Origin of the sequence: Pseudomonas taetrolens, from assembly GCF_900475285.1 — a bacterium.
Taxonomy (GTDB): domain Bacteria; phylum Pseudomonadota; class Gammaproteobacteria; order Pseudomonadales; family Pseudomonadaceae; genus Aquipseudomonas; species Aquipseudomonas taetrolens.
In genome coordinates this window covers 2,797,855-2,813,039 of sequence record NZ_LS483370.1, presented here as the reverse complement: position 1 = coordinate 2,813,039, position 15,185 = coordinate 2,797,855, and the positions used below count along the sequence as shown (strand labels likewise).

At 60.1% G+C, this 15,185-nt stretch carries 12 protein-coding genes, 3 tRNA genes and 1 pseudogene; all 16 read left to right on the top strand.

All coding sequences use genetic code 11. The annotated features are described in order from the left end of the window. Positions 1-113 precede the first annotated feature (113 nt). A complete protein-coding gene (truA, locus tag DQN55_RS12815) occupies positions 114-938 on the top strand; it encodes a tRNA pseudouridine(38-40) synthase TruA (protein ID WP_048382116.1) in 825 nt (274 codons plus the stop codon). A gap of 63 nt (positions 939-1,001) precedes the next feature. Next, positions 1,002-1,625 (top strand): phosphoribosylanthranilate isomerase, encoded by a 624-nt coding sequence (locus tag DQN55_RS12810; protein WP_048382117.1) that lies wholly within the window; start codon positions 1,002-1,004, stop codon positions 1,623-1,625. A gap of 272 nt (positions 1,626-1,897) precedes the next feature. Next, on the top strand, positions 1,898-2,818 hold the full coding sequence (accD, locus tag DQN55_RS12805) for an acetyl-CoA carboxylase, carboxyltransferase subunit beta (protein ID WP_048382118.1): 921 nt from the start codon (positions 1,898-1,900) through the stop codon (positions 2,816-2,818). Next, the gene (folC, locus tag DQN55_RS12800; RefSeq protein ID WP_048382119.1) at positions 2,815-4,122 is read left to right on the top strand and encodes a bifunctional tetrahydrofolate synthase/dihydrofolate synthase; all 1,308 of its coding nucleotides are present in this window, start codon (positions 2,815-2,817) and stop codon (positions 4,120-4,122) included. The genes accD and folC overlap by 4 nt, the downstream gene beginning before the upstream one ends. Next, the gene (locus DQN55_RS12795; RefSeq protein ID WP_048382120.1) at positions 4,106-4,732 is read left to right on the top strand and encodes an SPOR domain-containing protein; all 627 of its coding nucleotides are present in this window, start codon (positions 4,106-4,108) and stop codon (positions 4,730-4,732) included. The genes folC and DQN55_RS12795 overlap by 17 nt, the downstream gene beginning before the upstream one ends. A gap of 106 nt (positions 4,733-4,838) precedes the next feature. Beyond that, the gene (locus DQN55_RS12790) at positions 4,839-5,396 is read left to right on the top strand and encodes a CvpA family protein (protein ID WP_048382121.1); all 558 of its coding nucleotides are present in this window, start codon (positions 4,839-4,841) and stop codon (positions 5,394-5,396) included. Between the two features lie 41 nt (positions 5,397-5,437). After that, the gene (gene purF, locus DQN55_RS12785; protein WP_048382122.1) at positions 5,438-6,943 is read left to right on the top strand and encodes an amidophosphoribosyltransferase; all 1,506 of its coding nucleotides are present in this window, start codon (positions 5,438-5,440) and stop codon (positions 6,941-6,943) included. An 80-nt stretch (positions 6,944-7,023) separates the two neighbouring features. Next, positions 7,024-8,235: an O-succinylhomoserine sulfhydrylase gene (locus DQN55_RS12780; protein WP_048382123.1), complete on the top strand. Its 1,212-nt coding sequence runs from the start codon at positions 7,024-7,026 to the stop codon at positions 8,233-8,235. After that, positions 8,232-9,011 (top strand): SDR family oxidoreductase, encoded by a 780-nt coding sequence (locus DQN55_RS12775; protein ID WP_048382124.1) that lies wholly within the window; start codon positions 8,232-8,234, stop codon positions 9,009-9,011. The genes DQN55_RS12780 and DQN55_RS12775 overlap by 4 nt, the downstream gene beginning before the upstream one ends. A gap of 144 nt (positions 9,012-9,155) precedes the next feature. Further along, positions 9,156-9,231 (top strand) — tRNA-Val (locus DQN55_RS12770). A 55-nt stretch (positions 9,232-9,286) separates the two neighbouring features. Next, positions 9,287-9,363: transfer RNA gene (locus tag DQN55_RS12765), tRNA-Asp, on the top strand. 101 nt (positions 9,364-9,464) lie between these two features. Then, a tRNA-Asp gene (locus tag DQN55_RS12760) sits at positions 9,465-9,541 on the top strand. Between the two features lie 421 nt (positions 9,542-9,962). Next, a complete protein-coding gene (locus DQN55_RS12755; protein ID WP_048382125.1) occupies positions 9,963-10,703 on the top strand; it encodes an AraC family transcriptional regulator in 741 nt (246 codons plus the stop codon). A gap of 191 nt (positions 10,704-10,894) precedes the next feature. Then, positions 10,895-12,397: an efflux transporter outer membrane subunit gene (locus DQN55_RS12750; protein WP_048382126.1), complete on the top strand. Its 1,503-nt coding sequence runs from the start codon at positions 10,895-10,897 to the stop codon at positions 12,395-12,397. Continuing rightward, positions 12,394-13,544 (top strand): annotated as a pseudogene (locus DQN55_RS12745) (HlyD family secretion protein). The gene DQN55_RS12750 and the pseudogene DQN55_RS12745 overlap by 4 nt, the downstream one beginning before the upstream one ends. Next, complete coding sequence (locus tag DQN55_RS12740; protein ID WP_048382128.1) at positions 13,537-15,081, top strand: MDR family MFS transporter; 1,545 nt, start codon at positions 13,537-13,539, stop codon at positions 15,079-15,081. The pseudogene DQN55_RS12745 and the gene DQN55_RS12740 overlap by 8 nt, the downstream one beginning before the upstream one ends. The last annotated feature ends 104 nt before the right edge of the window (positions 15,082-15,185 follow it).

Below are 15,185 nucleotides of genomic sequence, written 5' to 3'. Positions count from 1 at the left end.
AATTCCAGAAACGAGCGTGCCTCGCTTGTGCAGGAATTACCCTATAATGCCCGCCTTTGCGTTTATGAGCAGGCTGTAAGTCCTTGGCAAATATAGATAACGCAGCCGCTGAAATGGCTGCTGAAGGTTTTTCCCGCATTGCATTGGGTGTGGAGTACAAAGGCTCGCGTTACTGCGGCTGGCAGCGTCAGGCCAGCGGTGTGCTAACGGTTCAGGAAACCCTGGAAAATGCCTTGTCGAAGGTTGCCGCCTCGCCGGTCAGCTTGCTGTGCGCCGGGCGTACCGATGCCGGGGTGCATGCCTGCGGGCAAGTGGTGCACTTTGATACCCGGGCCGAGCGCTCCCTTAAAGCCTGGGTGATGGGCGCCAATATCAACCTGCCCCATGACATCAGTGTCAGTTGGGCCAAGGTCATGCCCGCGCACTTTCATGCGCGCTTCAAGGCCATTGCCCGGCGTTACCGTTATGTGATCTACAACGATCAGATCCGGCCGGCGCACCTGAACCAGGAAGTGACCTGGAATCATCGCCCGCTGGACGTCGAAAAGATGGCCGAAGCCGCCCGGTACTTGCTGGGCGTACATGATTTCAGTGCCTTTCGCGCCGGGCAGTGTCAGGCCAAATCGCCGATCAAGGAAATGCACCATCTGCGGGTGACCCGCCACGGGCAGATGATCGTGCTGGATATCCGCGCCAGCGCGTTCCTGCATCACATGGTGCGCAACATCGCCGGGGTACTGATGACCATCGGTGCCGGCGAACGACCGGTGGAGTGGATCAAGGAAGTGCTGGAGAGTCGAGCCCGCCGTTCGGGGGGTGTGACGGCCCATCCTTATGGCTTGTATCTGGTGCAGGTCGAATACCGCGATGAGTTCGAGTTGCCGCAACGTTACATCGGCCCGCACTTCTTGACCGGTTTTACCGAACTGGACGGCTGACGCCCGGATAAGCATTTGTTACCATCCGGGGCTTTCGCATTTAAGCCTTGGGGTGCAACTGACATGTCAGCCGTTCGCAGCAAGATCTGCGGTATTACCCGCATGGACGATGCGCTGGCAGCGGTTGCTGCCGGGGCTGACGCGCTTGGTTTTGTGTTCTACGAAAAAAGCCCGCGGGCCGTAACGGCGCAGCAGGCGCGAGCAATCATTGCGGGCTTGCCACCATTTGTGACAACGGTGGGGTTGTTCGTCAATGCCAGTGCCTGTGAGTTGAATGAAACACTCGATGCCGTACCGCTGGACATGCTGCAGTTTCATGGTGACGAGACCCCGGAGCAGTGCGAAGGGTATCACCGGCCGTACATCAAGGCCTTGCGGGTCAAGGCCGGGGATGACATCGCTGCAGCCTGCAAGGCCTATGCCGGTGCCAGCGGTATTTTGCTGGATGCCTATGTAGAAGGTGTGCCCGGGGGAACCGGTCAGGCATTTGACTGGTCTTTGATACCTCAAGGCCTGAGCAAGCCGATCATTCTGGCGGGCGGCCTGTCTGCCGGGAACGTCAGGCAGGCCATTGACCGGGTTCAACCTTACGCAGTGGATGTAAGCGGGGGCGTCGAAAAGAGCAAAGGCATCAAGGATCACGATAAGATTCGTGCCTTTATGCAGGCGGTACGTGCAACAAACTGATGCGCGATGTGACGGTTGGCAGTCTGCCACCGTCCATCATTACCGCTGTACAAAGCAGGCGGGCCCGGTGGTTTGACGGGCAGAAATTAAAGCGGCGGCCGCTCTGGGGCGTGTTGTCGGGAAGGCTGAGGGTTTCGGGGGGGTACGCTGGTTTGCTGTGTGCTGACCGCTGCGCCCGATAACCATCGCCATACACCTAATAAATTTAGCTCAAGGGCATACACGGGGCTTGGACCTGAGGGTTCGAGTCACCGGTACTGGAGAAAGAAAGCATGAGCAACTGGTTGGTAGACAAGCTGATTCCTTCGATCATGCGTTCCGAGGTCAAAAAGAGCTCGGTACCTGAAGGCCTGTGGCACAAATGCCCGTCTTGCGAGGCTGTGCTTTATCGTCCAGAGCTGGAAAAGACCCTGGACGTTTGCCCCAAGTGCAACCATCACATGCGCATTGGTGCGCGTGCCCGTATTGATATCTTCCTGGACGCCGAAGGCCGTGCCGAGCTGGGTGCCGATCTGGAGCCGGTTGACCGTCTGAAATTCCGCGACAGCAAGAAGTACAAGGACCGTCTGGTTGGTGCGCAAAAGCAAACCGGCGAGAAGGACGCACTGATCTCCATGAGCGGCAAGCTGCTGGGCATGCCGGTGGTGGTGTCTGCGTTTGAGTTTTCGTTCATGGGGGGGTCGATGGGCGCCATTGTGGGCGAGCGATTCGTTCGTGCGGCCGACTATGCACTGGAAAATCGCTGCCCGATGATCTGCTTCGCAGCCTCCGGTGGCGCGCGGATGCAGGAAGCCCTGATCTCCCTGATGCAAATGGCCAAAACCTCCGCGGTACTGGCGCGTCTGCGTGAAGAGGGCATTCCGTTCATCTCGGTGCTGACCGATCCGGTCTACGGTGGTGTTTCGGCCAGCCTGGCGATGCTCGGCGATGTGATCGTGGCTGAGCCCAAGGCGTTGATCGGCTTCGCCGGTCCGCGGGTTATCGAGCAAACCGTACGTGAAAAACTGCCGGAAGGTTTCCAGCGCAGCGAGTTCCTGCTGGAGCATGGCGCAATCGATTTGATCATTGCCCGTCAGGAGTTGCGTCCACGCCTGGGCAACCTGCTGGCTCAAATGATGGGGCTGCCGACACCTGTATTCATCGCGGCACCCGTAGAGCCGATCGTTGTTCCGCCGGTACCCGCAAACATATGACTCAGCGCACCCTTGGCGAGTGGCTCGCCTATCTTGAACAGTTGCATCCAGCGGCTATCGACATGGGCCTGGATCGCTCGCGAGAGGTGACGAACCGCATGCGGCTGCAAAAGCCTGCGCCTCGGGTGATCACGGTCACCGGCACCAATGGCAAAGGTTCGACCTGTGCGTTTGTAGCTGCTTTGCTACGGGCGCAAGGGCTCAAGGTCGGGGTCTACAACTCTCCCCATCTGGTGCGTTACAACGAGCGCGTGCAGATCGACGGTGCCGAGGTTTCGGATGCGCAGTTGTGCGAGGCCTTTGCCGCGGTTGATGCCGGGCGCGGTGAGACATCCCTGACCTACTTCGAGATGGGCACGCTGGCCGCGTTCTGGCTGTTCGAGCGCGCGCAACTGGATGCCGTGGTGCTCGAAGTTGGGCTTGGCGGGCGTCTGGATGCGGTCAACCTGGTTGATCCCGACCTGGCGCTGGTCACCAGCATCGGGGTCGACCACGTTGAATACCTGGGCAATACCCGCGAATCTGTCGGCTTTGAGAAGGCCGGTATTTTCCGTGCTGGCAAGCCCGCCCTCTGTGGTGATTTGAACCCTCCTCAAACATTGCTCGACAAGGCCCGGGAACTGGACTGCCCGCTGTTTGTCCGTGGTCGCGACTTCGATCTGGCCAGTACCGACCAGGCCTGGCACTGGCGGGGCAGGGATGGGCAAGGGCAAGTCGTAGAGCTACGTGGCTTGCCCTTGCTGGACTTGCCCATGGAGAATGCCGCCCTGGCCTTGCAGGCCTACGCGCTTATGGATCTGCCGTGGCTGCCAGAGCAGATCGTCAGCGTGTTGTCGGCAACTCGTGTCATCGGTCGTCTGGACCGGCGCCAATTCAACTGGCGGGGCAAACCCTTGAATATACTGCTGGATGTGGGTCACAACCCGCATGCGGCTGAGTACCTGGCGCGGCGTCTGGCGCAGCGTCCGGTGGCGGGCAAGCGTCTGGCCGTGTTCGGACTGCTGGCCGACAAGGACCTGAATGGCGTAGTGTCACAGCTTGTGGGGGCGGTTGAGTGCTGGGCCGTCGCCCCGCTGAATACCGGGCGTACACGTCCGGCGGCGGAGATTCAGGCGGTACTGCAAGGTCTTGGGGCATCCGTTGCCAGTCATGACTGTGTGGCGGCCGCGCTCGAAGCGCAATGCGAACGGGCCACGCCTGAGGACGAAATTCTGTTGTTCGGATCATTTTATTGTGTCGCTGAAGCGCTCGAGTGGCTGGAGCGGCGTGCCACGGAGGAGACTGCAAATGGCTTTGCTGGATAAGGTGTTCAAGCAGCGGATGGTCGGTGCTCTGGTCTTGGTGGCCCTCGCCGTGATTTTTCTGCCGATGCTGTTTTCGCGTGAAGACGAGCAGCGTCAGATCCAGGTTGATGCACCGACCGCTCCGCAGGTGCCGGTCATGCCTCGGGTTCAGGTCGAGCCTGTGGCTGTGCCTGAACCGCAAGTTATCCCGGAAGAGCCAGCTCCGGCCGGGCAGGAAGTTGTTGTGCAGCAGGAACCGGCTCTGGTCGCGCCTCCCGTGGTGAAACCGGCCGCACCTGTGGCCAAGCCGCCAGCCGTTGCGCCGGCACAGACGGTCGCACAAGCACCTGCCAAGCTGGATACCACGCAAAAGCGGATAGATCCCAACGGTCTGCCTGTCAGTTGGTCGATTCAGTTGGTGAGCCTGTCCAATCGGGCCAGTGCTGACAATCTGCTAAAAACCCTTCGTAATCAAGGGTATAACGCTTATGTGCGGACGTCGGGCGGGATGAATCGGGTTTTTGTCGGCCCATTGCTTGAACGTGCCGAAGCCGATCGCTTGCGTGATTTGCTCGGCAAGCAGCAAAATCTCAAGGGTTTTGTGGTGCGCTTCCAGCCTGAGCGGGGCTGAGACTGTAAAAAGGTTCAATCTGATTGCCAAAGCGCTGATAAATCGCCTTACCTGAGCGGCAGCGCTCTGCTAAAATGCGCCGCCTTATCTGTCTGTAGGCTGAACTGTGCCATTTACCTGGGTTGACTGGGCGATCGTTGTCATTATCGCCATCTCCGCTTTGATCAGCTTGAAGCGCGGCTTTGTTAAAGAGGCCCTGTCGCTGTGCACCTGGATCATTGCCGGGATCGTTGCCTGGATGTTCGGTGGTTCACTGTCTCAATACCTCATCCAATACATCGAAACACCTTCCGCCCGTGTCATCGTCGGGTGCACCATCATGTTTGTCGCCACCTTGCTGGTAGGCGCAATGATCAATTTTCTTATCGGCGAACTGATTCGCGTCACCGGGTTGTCCGGGACCGATCGTTTTCTCGGCATGGCTTTCGGCGGTGCGCGTGGCGCGCTGCTGGTGGTCGTGGCGGTCGGGCTGCTCAGCCTGGGGCCGGTACAGCAAGACTCATGGTGGCAAGAGTCGCGGCTCGTGCCACAATTTCTATTGGTTGCCGACTGGTCCAAAAACCTCATTCTGGGGTGGAGCAGTCAGTGGCTGGCCAGCGGAATCAGCGTATCCGCTGATATTCCGTTCAAGGAGCATCTCTTGCCGGCTACCCAGCCCAAGTGAGCGGTGTTCAGTTCAGATCCATTAAGTAGGGGTTGCGTCGCATGTGTGGCATCGTCGGTATCGTCGGTAAGTCGAACGTCAATCAGGCGCTGTATGACGCGCTAACCGTCCTCCAGCACCGCGGCCAGGATGCTGCCGGTATTGTGACCAGTCATAATGGCCGGTTATTCCTGCGCAAGGACAACGGGCTGGTTCGCGATGTATTTCATCAGCGACACATGCAGCGCCTGGTCGGGCACATGGGCATTGGCCATGTGCGTTATCCGACCGCGGGCAGCTCGACTTCAGCTGAAGCCCAGCCGTTTTATGTCAACTCGCCATACGGCATCACCCTGGCGCATAACGGTAACCTGACCAACGTTGAACAGCTGGCCAAGGAGATTTACGAATCTGACTTGCGTCACGTCAACACCAATTCCGATTCGGAAGTATTGCTCAACGTCTTCGCCCATGAGCTGGCTCAGCGCGGCAAGTTGCAGCCGACTGAAGAAGACGTGTTCGCGGCAGTCACCGACGTGCACAACCGTTGCCGTGGCGGCTACGCCGTGGTGGCGATGATCACCGGTTACGGCATCGTCGGTTTCCGCGACCCTAACGGCATTCGCCCGATTGTCTTCGGTCAGCGTCACACCGATGAAGGCGTCGAGTACATGATCGCCTCCGAAAGCGTGTCGCTGGACGTGCTGGGCTTCACGCTGATTCGCGACCTGGCACCGGGCGAAGCGGTTTACATCACGGATGATGGCAAGCTGTACACCCGTCAGTGCGCCGTCAATCCTCAGCTCACTCCGTGCATCTTCGAGCACGTGTATCTGGCACGTCCGGATTCGATCATCGATGGTATTTCGGTGTACAAGGCACGTCTGCGCATGGGCGAAAAGCTCGCCGAGAAGATCCTGCGCGAGCGTCCGGATCACGACATCGATGTGGTAATCCCGATTCCGGACACCAGCCGCTGCGCTGCGCTGGAACTGGCCAACCACTTGGGCGTCAAGTTCCGCGAAGGTTTCGTCAAGAACCGCTACATCGGCCGTACCTTCATCATGCCCGGCCAGGCCGCACGTAAAAAGTCCGTGCGCCAGAAGCTCAACGCCATTGATCTTGAGTTCCGCGGCAAGAACGTGATGCTGGTGGACGACTCGATCGTGCGTGGTACCACGTGCAAGCAGATCATTCAGATGGCCCGCGAAGCCGGGGCGAAGAATGTTTACTTCTGCTCGGCGGCGCCGGCTGTGCGCTACCCGAACGTGTATGGCATTGACATGCCGAGCGCGCATGAGCTGATTGCTCATAATCGCAGCACCCAGGAAGTGGCTGAGTTGATCGGCGCCGACTGGCTTGTTTACCAGGACTTGCCTGACTTGCTCGAAGCGGTCGGTGGCGGCAAGATCAAGATCGACAAGTTTGACTGTGCAGTGTTCGACGGCAAGTACGTCACCGGTGATATTGACGAAAACTACCTGGAACGTATCGAGCGTGCGCGCAACGATGCCTCCAAGGTGGTTGCTCAAGGTGTAGGCGCAACCATAGGCCTGTACAACAATTAAGTCTTCACCCAACCGGCCCTGATGGGCCGGTTTGCATTTTCTTATACAAAGCGACCAATACACAGCAAGGAGTGGGCAGCATGAGTCAGGATTGGGATGCCGGTCGGCTGGACAGCGACCTGGAAGGTGTAGCGTTCGACACCTTGGCAGTGCGTGCCGGGCAGCACCGTACGCCGGAAGGCGAGCACGGTGATGCAATGTTCCTCACCTCCAGCTATGTGTTCCGCACGGCGGCCGATGCCGCAGCGCGGTTCTCGGGTGAGGTCGCGGGCAATGTTTATTCGCGTTACACCAACCCCACTGTACGGGCCTTTGAAGAGCGTATTGCTGCGCTGGAAGGTGCCGAGCAAGCCGTGGCGACCGCTACGGGCATGGCGGCCATCCTGTCGGTGGTGATGAGCCTGTGCAGTGCCGGTGATCATATTCTGGTGTCACGCAGCGTTTTCGGCTCGACCATCAGCTTGTTCGAGAAGTACTTCAAGCGGTTTGGTGTTCAGGTCGATTACGTCCCGCTGGCCGAACTGGCCGGGTGGGATGCGGCGATCAAGCCCAACACCCGGTTGCTGTTTGTCGAATCCCCATCCAATCCCCTGGCCGAACTGGTCGATATCGCCGCTCTGGCGGAAATCGCCCACGCCAAGGGCGCCATGCTGGTGGTCGATAATTGCTTCTGCACCCCGGCGCTGCAGCAGCCATTGAAGCTGGGTGCGGACATCGTGGTGCATTCGGCGACCAAGTTCATCGACGGCCAGGGTCGTTGCATGGGCGGTGTGGTGGCCGGTCGCGGCGAGCAGATGAAAGAAGTCGTTGGTTTTCTGCGCACTGCCGGGCCGACGCTCAGCCCATTCAATGCCTGGATATTCCTCAAGGGGCTGGAGACCCTGAACCTGCGTATGCGAGCCCATTGTGCCAGCGCCTTGGCGCTGGCCGAATGGCTGGAGCAGCAGGAGGGCGTTGAGAAGGTCCACTATGCCGGCCTGCAAAGCCATCCGCAGTATGAGCTGGCCCAGCGTCAGCAGCGTGGCTTTGGTGCAGTGGTCAGTTTTGAAGTCTCTGGCGGCAAAGAGGGCGCCTGGCGCTTTATCGATGCCACGCGCCTGATCTCGATCACGGCCAACCTGGGTGACAGCAAAACCACCATCACCCATCCGGCGACCACGTCCCATGGTCGATTGGCACCTCAGGAGCGCGAAGCTGCCGGCATTCGCGACAGTTTGATCCGTATTGCGGTCGGCCTGGAAGACGTGACTGACCTGCAGGCTGACCTGGCGCGAGGCTTGGCGGCGCTGTGACCGACTGGACGCTTCAGGCGCCGGTAGCCGGTAATGGCCGTGTAGCGCTGGTGACAGGCGCTGCACGTGGCATTGGTCTGGGTATCGCGGCATGGCTGGTCAGTGAAGGCTGGCAAGTGGTGCTGAGTGATATTGACCGGGCCCGTGGCTCGAAGGTGGCCAAGGCATTGGGTGACAGTGCCTGGTTCGTGGCCATGGACGTTGCGATCGAGACGGATGTCACACAGTGCGTGGCTCAGGTGCTCGGTCAGTTCGGGCGGCTGGATGCGCTGGTGTGCAACGCTGCAATCGCAGATCCGCGCAACATCACCCTTGAAAGCCTTGATCTGGAACACTGGAACCGGGTCATGGCGGTCAACCTGACCGGGCCCATGTTGCTGGCCAAGCATTGCGCGCCTTATTTGCGTGCGCATTGTGGTTCGATCGTGAACCTGACCTCTACCCGGGCCCGTCAGTCAGAGCCCGACACCGAGGCTTATGTGGCGAGCAAGGGCGGTTTGCTGGCCTTGACCCATGCGCTGGCCATCAGTCTCGGGCCGGAAATCAGGGTCAATGCGGTGAGCCCGGGCTGGATCGACGCACGTGACGCTTCTGCGCGGCGTGCCGAGCCATTGACCGACGCCGATCACGCCCAGCATCCTGCGGGTCGTGCCGGAACCGTGGAGGACGTTGCCTCCATGGTTGCCTGGCTGCTGTCGCGCAACGCCGGGTTTGTGACCGGGCAGGAATTTGTGGTGGACGGCGGCATGAGCAAGAAAATGGTGTACGAAGAGTAGGGGATGAGTCATCCGTGTGTTTGCGCGCGGATTGCTCGCTATTGTCAGGGCTTATCGGGTTTTGCTTATTTTAAAAAAAGTTCAATCTTGTCCTTGACTTAGCTTCGATAGGTGCGTAAATTTCGCGGCCTCAACGAAGTAAAAGGGTGATTAGCTCAGCTGGGAGAGCATCTGCCTTACAAGCAGAGGGTCGGCGGTTCGATCCCGTCATCACCCACCACTTCTTGAGTTTCTCGAAAGAGAAGGGTGTTCTGAAAAGAACAGCCAACCGACGCGCAGCGGTAGTTCAGTCGGTTAGAATACCGGCCTGTCACGCCGGGGGTCGCGGGTTCGAGTCCCGTCCGCTGCGCCATATTTGTACAAGTCAGGTTTTCCTGGCTTGCGATTGAAAGGCACCGAAGCCCTTCAGTCACAGGTTTAAAAGTTTCAAACGGACGCAAGTCCGAGCGATACGCAGCGGTAGTTCAGTCGGTTAGAATACCGGCCTGTCACGCCGGGGGTCGCGGGTTCGAGTCCCGTCCGCTGCGCCATATTTGCTTCAGAGCCCTTGAACTCTCTGAAGCTACAAAGAAAGCGACCTTAGGGTCGCTTTTTTTGTGCCCGGAATTTGGTTCGCCTCCTGCTGCTCGGCAATCGCAGCCAGGTGTAGCCGCGAGAGAATCCTCCCTGGTGCGTAGCAGCCGTCGTAAAGCCCGGTATCCGATAAGGCGTGCTGTAAATCACCAAAAAATCCAGCCAGACGCGATTATGGGTGATTACCGAGACGTCCAATGCCGGATTACGCAAGAGGTTGCCACCTTATTTCGTTTAATATTGGATCCAGTCTTCAGCCGGGCAGCGTCTTCCCGGCTGGCCGCAGCCGAAAAAAGAGAACCGTCATGTGCTTAAGGGTCCTGCACGCCACTGTCCTTATCTCATACGAATGGCCGGCCGTTCCGGTGCCTTCTTGAGATGAATGCCCATACCGCCCTGGCGGCACTTGCCGGCAACTACGCTCACGGCGACATCGTGGCTGCGCATCGGCATGCGGAAGGTCAGCTGGTCTACGCCATTAATGGTGTGATGCTGGTGTCGGTGGCCGGGACAACATGGGTGGTGCCTTCCGGGCATGCGCTCTGGGTTCCTTCGGGTGTGGAGCATCAGATCCGCATGACGGGCGAAGTGCGCATGCGCACCTTGTTGATCACCCCGGGTGCGCCCTGTGCTCTGACCGGGGAATGTCATGTCATCAAGGTTTCACCGCTGCTGCGTGAGTTGATCGTCGCGGCGGCCGATGAGTCCGACAGCGAATCGGCCCTGGTGCGGCACATACAAATCGTCGCACTGATCTTCTCGGAGCTCGGCAGGGCGCCGCGGGTTCTGGCCCACGTTCCGCTGCCTGACGAGCCGCGACTCAAGTCGTTGTGTGCCGACTTTATCGACAACCCCTCGCAGGAATCGAAACTGGAGAGTTGGGCGGTGAAACTCAACATGAGTTCGCGCACGCTGGCCCGGCTGTTCCAGAAAGAACTGGGCATGAGCTACGGCGAATGGCGCAAGCGTACCCGGCTGCTGCTCTGTATCCAGCGACTGGCCTGCGGCGTATCCATTCTGGAAGTGGCACTGGAGCACGGTTACCAAAGCCCCAGCGCCTTTAGCGCCATGTTCAAGCGCACGATGGGTTACACCCCAAGCACCTGCCGTCAGGCCTGATTGCGCGCAATGCATCCTCCCAAGCTCTCGAATACGCTCTGCCTGCGCCTGCGGGGCACCTTGGGCTGTGCTCAAGACCGCGGCTGAGGCTACGTTGTCCCAATCGAAACGATGGTTGTCTGGAACTCGGGAGAAGCGCAGTCCGGCGTTCTTTTACGCTGCGCTTCTCCTTGGCACTCTGGATTCCTGTGATGTGTTCGCTTTCTTTTTCCGCGTGGCCCGGCCGTCTTTCGTTTCTGGGCGGGGCGCTCGTCTTGTTGGCCGGTTGCTCCGCATGGGTGACTCATCCTTCGGCCCGACCACATCTGCAGCCAGCCGATGCATTGAGTCGCCTGCCGCAAGGTGTTTCAGCCCGGGCTTTGCCCGAGCGCTGGTGGCAGTTGTACAACGATCCTGAGCTCGATGAGCTGGTGCAGCAGGCGTTGGCGCATAACCGTGACCTTGCGGCGGCTCAGGCCCATGTGCAAGCGATGCTGGCCGGTATCATGCAGGCCGATGCCGAACGCTGGCCGTCGACTCGGGCGTCGCTGGGCGCTGCTTATGGCAGGACCGCCGACGATCAGACCCTGGCCGAGGCGACCGAGCGTCAGGCCCCGTCACAGTGGGCGTTCAACCCAGGCTTTGAACTGGCCTACCAAGTGGACGTTTGGGGCCAGGTGCAACGTACCCTCGAGCGGTCTCAGGTGCAGGCGGCAGCGGCACAGGATGCCGAAGACCTGTTGCGCGTCACGGTGGTGGCGCAAACCACCCGGGCCTACGTGAACGCGTGTGCCCTGGGGGCGCGGGCGAAGGTCCAGCGCCATTCCCTGCAAGTGGTCGGGCAAAGCCTGGCGTTGACCGACCGCCAGCGCCGCGCCGGTGTGGCCACGGATCTTGAGTACCGCCGAATGCAAGCATTGCAAGGCGAAACCCGGGCCCTGCTGCCCATGCTTGAGGCGCGTCGGCAAGCGGCGCTTTACGAGCTGGCGATGTTGACCGGGGTGGCTGATCTGGAGCAGGGCACCGGCGTTGCTGCTTGTGACGTTGTGCCACAACTCAACGCTGAACTGCCGGTGGGCGATGGATGGCAGCTGTTGGCGCGCCGTCCGGATATTCGCAAGGCCGAGCGAGTGCTGCAGGCAGCTTCGTTACAAGTGGATATCGCCCAGGCCGATCTGTACCCGAAGGTGACCTTTGGCGCTTCGGTGTCTGCATCCAGTCACAGGCCCCATGAGTTGGGGGACAGCAGCGCGGTGATGTTCGGCATTGGTCCGCTGATGACCTGGCAGTTTCCCAACTGGCGTGCCAATCGTGCGCGGGTTAACCAGGCCCGGGCACTGGAGCAGGTCGAGGTGGCGCAATTCGAGGCCAGTGTCCTTAACGCCCTGAAGGAGGTGCGTCAGGCTCTGGCGTTGTATGACGGCGAGCGGCAACACCATGCGGCCTTGAGCCAGGCCCTCGACAGCAGTCGCCAGGCCTGGACATTGGCACAGATCAATTACAACGCCGGGTCTATCGGCTTTCTTGACGTGCTGGACAGCGAACGCGAACTGGTTCGTCTGCAAGCCGCACGCGCCGATGCCGATGGCCAGTTGCTGCAACGCCAGATCGCCCTGTTCCGGGCGCTGGGTGGGGGCTGGCAGTCCTCTTCGGTCGCTGCCCCGGTCGATTCGTTCTCACACGCTAGCGTCACTTTTTCCGGTACCCGTCCATGAATATTGCCGTTGATGAAAAAACCGTTCTCCAGGACGAGCAAGCGCATGCGCGCAAGCAGCGCCGCAAGCGGCACTTGATCCTGCTCGCAGGTGCTGCACTGTTGCTCGGGGCGGTGGCGTTCGGGGTGTACTGGATGACCGTCGGCCGCTACCTGGAGCAGACCGATGATGCCTATGTGCGCGCTGACTGGATCCCGATCAGTCCACGGGTGTCCGGATACGTGGCCCAAGTGCTGGTGGAGGATGATCAGCCGGTCAAGGCTGGGGATGTATTGGTGCGTATTGAGGATCGTGATTATCAGGCCCGGCTGGAACAGGCGCGTGCTGAATTGGCTGAAACCGAGGCATCTGTCGCAGCCCGACAGGCGAACCTGCATGTCACCGACAGCCTGATTGCCCAGCAGAAGGCCGCTGTTGCCCAGGCGGATGCCCATGTCCGTGGCGCGAACGCAGAGAGACGTCGGGCGGCCCTCGATCAGCGCCGTTACGAAGGCTTGGCCCGCGAGCACGCCGCCAGTACCCAGCGCCTGGAAAGTGCTGCCGCCAGCTACACCCAGGCCAATGCTGCGGTGGACAGTGCGCAGGCGATGCAGCGAGAGCAGAAAACCCGGCTGAGTGTCGCGGTCACCCGGCGCCAATTGGCGGAAGCTTCGCTCAAACAACAGATTGCCCGGCGGCGCCAGGCGCAGGCCCGGTTGAACCTGGCGGTCCACGCACTGGACGATACGTTGATCCGCTCACCGATAGACGGCGTCGTGGGGCAGCGCAAAGTGCGGATTCGCCAATATGTCGTGCCGGGTTTGCCGCTCTTGGCGGTGGTCCCGTGCAGCAGGCCTACGTGGTGGCCAATTACAAGGAAACACAGCTGCGTGACATGCGCGCCGGGCAGGCGGTGGACATCAGTATCGACAGCTATTCGGGGCGCAAGCTCAAAGGTCATGTCGTGAGTTTCTCGCCCGGTTCGGGGGCGGTGTTCGCCCTGTTGCCGTCGGACAATGCCACCGGCAACTTCACCAAGATCGTGCAGCGTTTTGCGGTGAAGGTTGAAATTGATCAGCATGATGAAGGCGGCCCCATTTTGCCGGGCATGTCGGTGATTACTCGCGTGGATACCCGGCCACAGATGCAGGGCGCCGCCCATGAGTGAGGCAGGTGAAAAGGCCGTCTCCATGCGTGCCTGGGTTGCGGTCATCGGCGGGCTGTTCGGCTGCTTCATGGCGGGCATGAACGTGCATGTGACGAGTGCTGCGCTGCCGGAAATCGAAGGTTCCCTGGGCGCAACCTTCGAGGAGGGATCGTGGATTTCAACCGCGTACCTGGTCGCGGAAATCGTGATGATCCCGTTGACCGCCTGGCTAGTCCAGGTGTTCTCCCTGCGCCGGGTGATGCTCATGGGGTCATTTGTTTTCCTGGTGGCATCCGTAGCCTGCTCCTGGGCGCCGAACCTGCAGGTGATGATTATAATCCGGGTGATCCAGGGGGCGGCCGGTGCGGTGCTGATCCCCCTGTCGTTCCAGCTGATCATCACTGAATTTCCACCCAGCAAGATCGCCATGGGCATGGCGTTGTTCGCCTTGTCCAACAGTGTCGCCCAGGCCGCCGGCCCGTCCATTGGCGGGTGGCTTACCGACGCCTACTCCTGGCGCTGGATTTTCTATCTGCAATTGGCGCCGGGCATTCTCCTGCTGATGGCGGTCGCCTGGTCCATCGATGCCAAACCCATGCAGTTGAGCCTGCTCCGGCGCGGGGACTGGGGTGGCATTGCCGCCATGATCGTGGGCTTGGGCGGCTTGCAGATCGTTCTGGAAGAAGGGGGGCGCAAGGACTGGTTCGGCTCCGGGTTCATTGTCTGGATGTCGGTGATTGCAGGCATTGCCCTGGTGTATTTCGTGCTGTCACAGCTGTATGGTCGGCGGTCCTTCATCAACTTGCGTCTGCTCAAAAGCTATAACTTCGGAGTGGCCAGCGCTGCGATGTTCATTTTTGGCGGCGCCACCTTCGGTCTGGTGTTTCTGGTGCCCAACTACCTCTCCCAATTGCAGGGGTATAACGCACGGGAAATCGGCGTCAGCCTGATTGCCTACGGTATGGTGCAACTGGTACTGGCGCCGTTCATGCCGCGCCTGATGAAATGGCTCAACCCGAAGCTGATGGTTGCCAGCGGTTTTTTCATCATGGCGCTGGGGTGCTATCTGGGCGCGCACCTGAATGTCGATAGCGCCGCCAACGTGATTATTCCTTCCACGGTGGTGCGAGGCATCGGGCAGCCGCTGATTATGGTGGCGCTGTCAGTGCTGGCGGTCTCCGGGCTGGCCAAAGACGAGGCCGGCTCTGCCTCCGCCTTGTTTTCCATGTTGCGCAACCTCGGCGGTGCCGTGGGCACGGCGGGGTTGACCCAGGTGGTGGCGATACGCGAGCGTTTTCACTCGGAACGGGTGGGGGAGTCCATCACCCTGTTTTCCCCTTCGTTGCAGGAGCGCCTGCGCGCCGGGGTGGCTGGCAGCGAGGATTTTGTCTTCAATCAATTATTGCCCGCTCAACAGCTTGTGATCGAAAGCCTGATGCACACCGTGCGCCGCGAGGCTTACCTGATGGCATACAGCGATGCGTTCTACGTTTCCTGTGTTGCGTTGATTGTGTGTGGCATGGCCGCTTTGGCATTACGCCAGCAAGCCAGGAGCTGAGCACGGTTCCAAAGGCGTGGGGCGCAGCAGTGATCGAGGGGAGCGAGGCCGCGTCCGGCGGTGCGGCCGTCGTAGGCAGTAAGCGGTATGGAATCAAACCGCGC

Bases quoted from the DNA above. Each gene is read 5' to 3' on its own strand.
- folC (WP_048382119.1), top strand. From the start codon at position 2,815: ATGACTCAGCGCACCCTTGGCGAGTGGCTCGCCTATCTTGAACAGTTG.
- DQN55_RS12740 (WP_048382128.1), top strand. From the start codon at position 13,537: ATGAGTGAGGCAGGTGAAAAGGCCGTCTCCATGCGTGCCTGGGTTGCG.
- DQN55_RS12755 (WP_048382125.1), top strand. From the start codon at position 9,963: ATGAATGCCCATACCGCCCTGGCGGCACTTGCCGGCAACTACGCTCAC.
- DQN55_RS12810 (WP_048382117.1), top strand. From the start codon at position 1,002: ATGTCAGCCGTTCGCAGCAAGATCTGCGGTATTACCCGCATGGACGAT.
- purF (WP_048382122.1), top strand. From the start codon at position 5,438: ATGTGTGGCATCGTCGGTATCGTCGGTAAGTCGAACGTCAATCAGGCG.
- DQN55_RS12780 (WP_048382123.1), top strand. From the start codon at position 7,024: ATGAGTCAGGATTGGGATGCCGGTCGGCTGGACAGCGACCTGGAAGGT.
- DQN55_RS12750 (WP_048382126.1), top strand. From the start codon at position 10,895: ATGTGTTCGCTTTCTTTTTCCGCGTGGCCCGGCCGTCTTTCGTTTCTG.
- truA (WP_048382116.1), top strand. From the start codon at position 114: ATGGCTGCTGAAGGTTTTTCCCGCATTGCATTGGGTGTGGAGTACAAA.
- accD (WP_048382118.1), top strand. From the start codon at position 1,898: ATGAGCAACTGGTTGGTAGACAAGCTGATTCCTTCGATCATGCGTTCC.
- DQN55_RS12795 (WP_048382120.1), top strand. From the start codon at position 4,106: ATGGCTTTGCTGGATAAGGTGTTCAAGCAGCGGATGGTCGGTGCTCTG.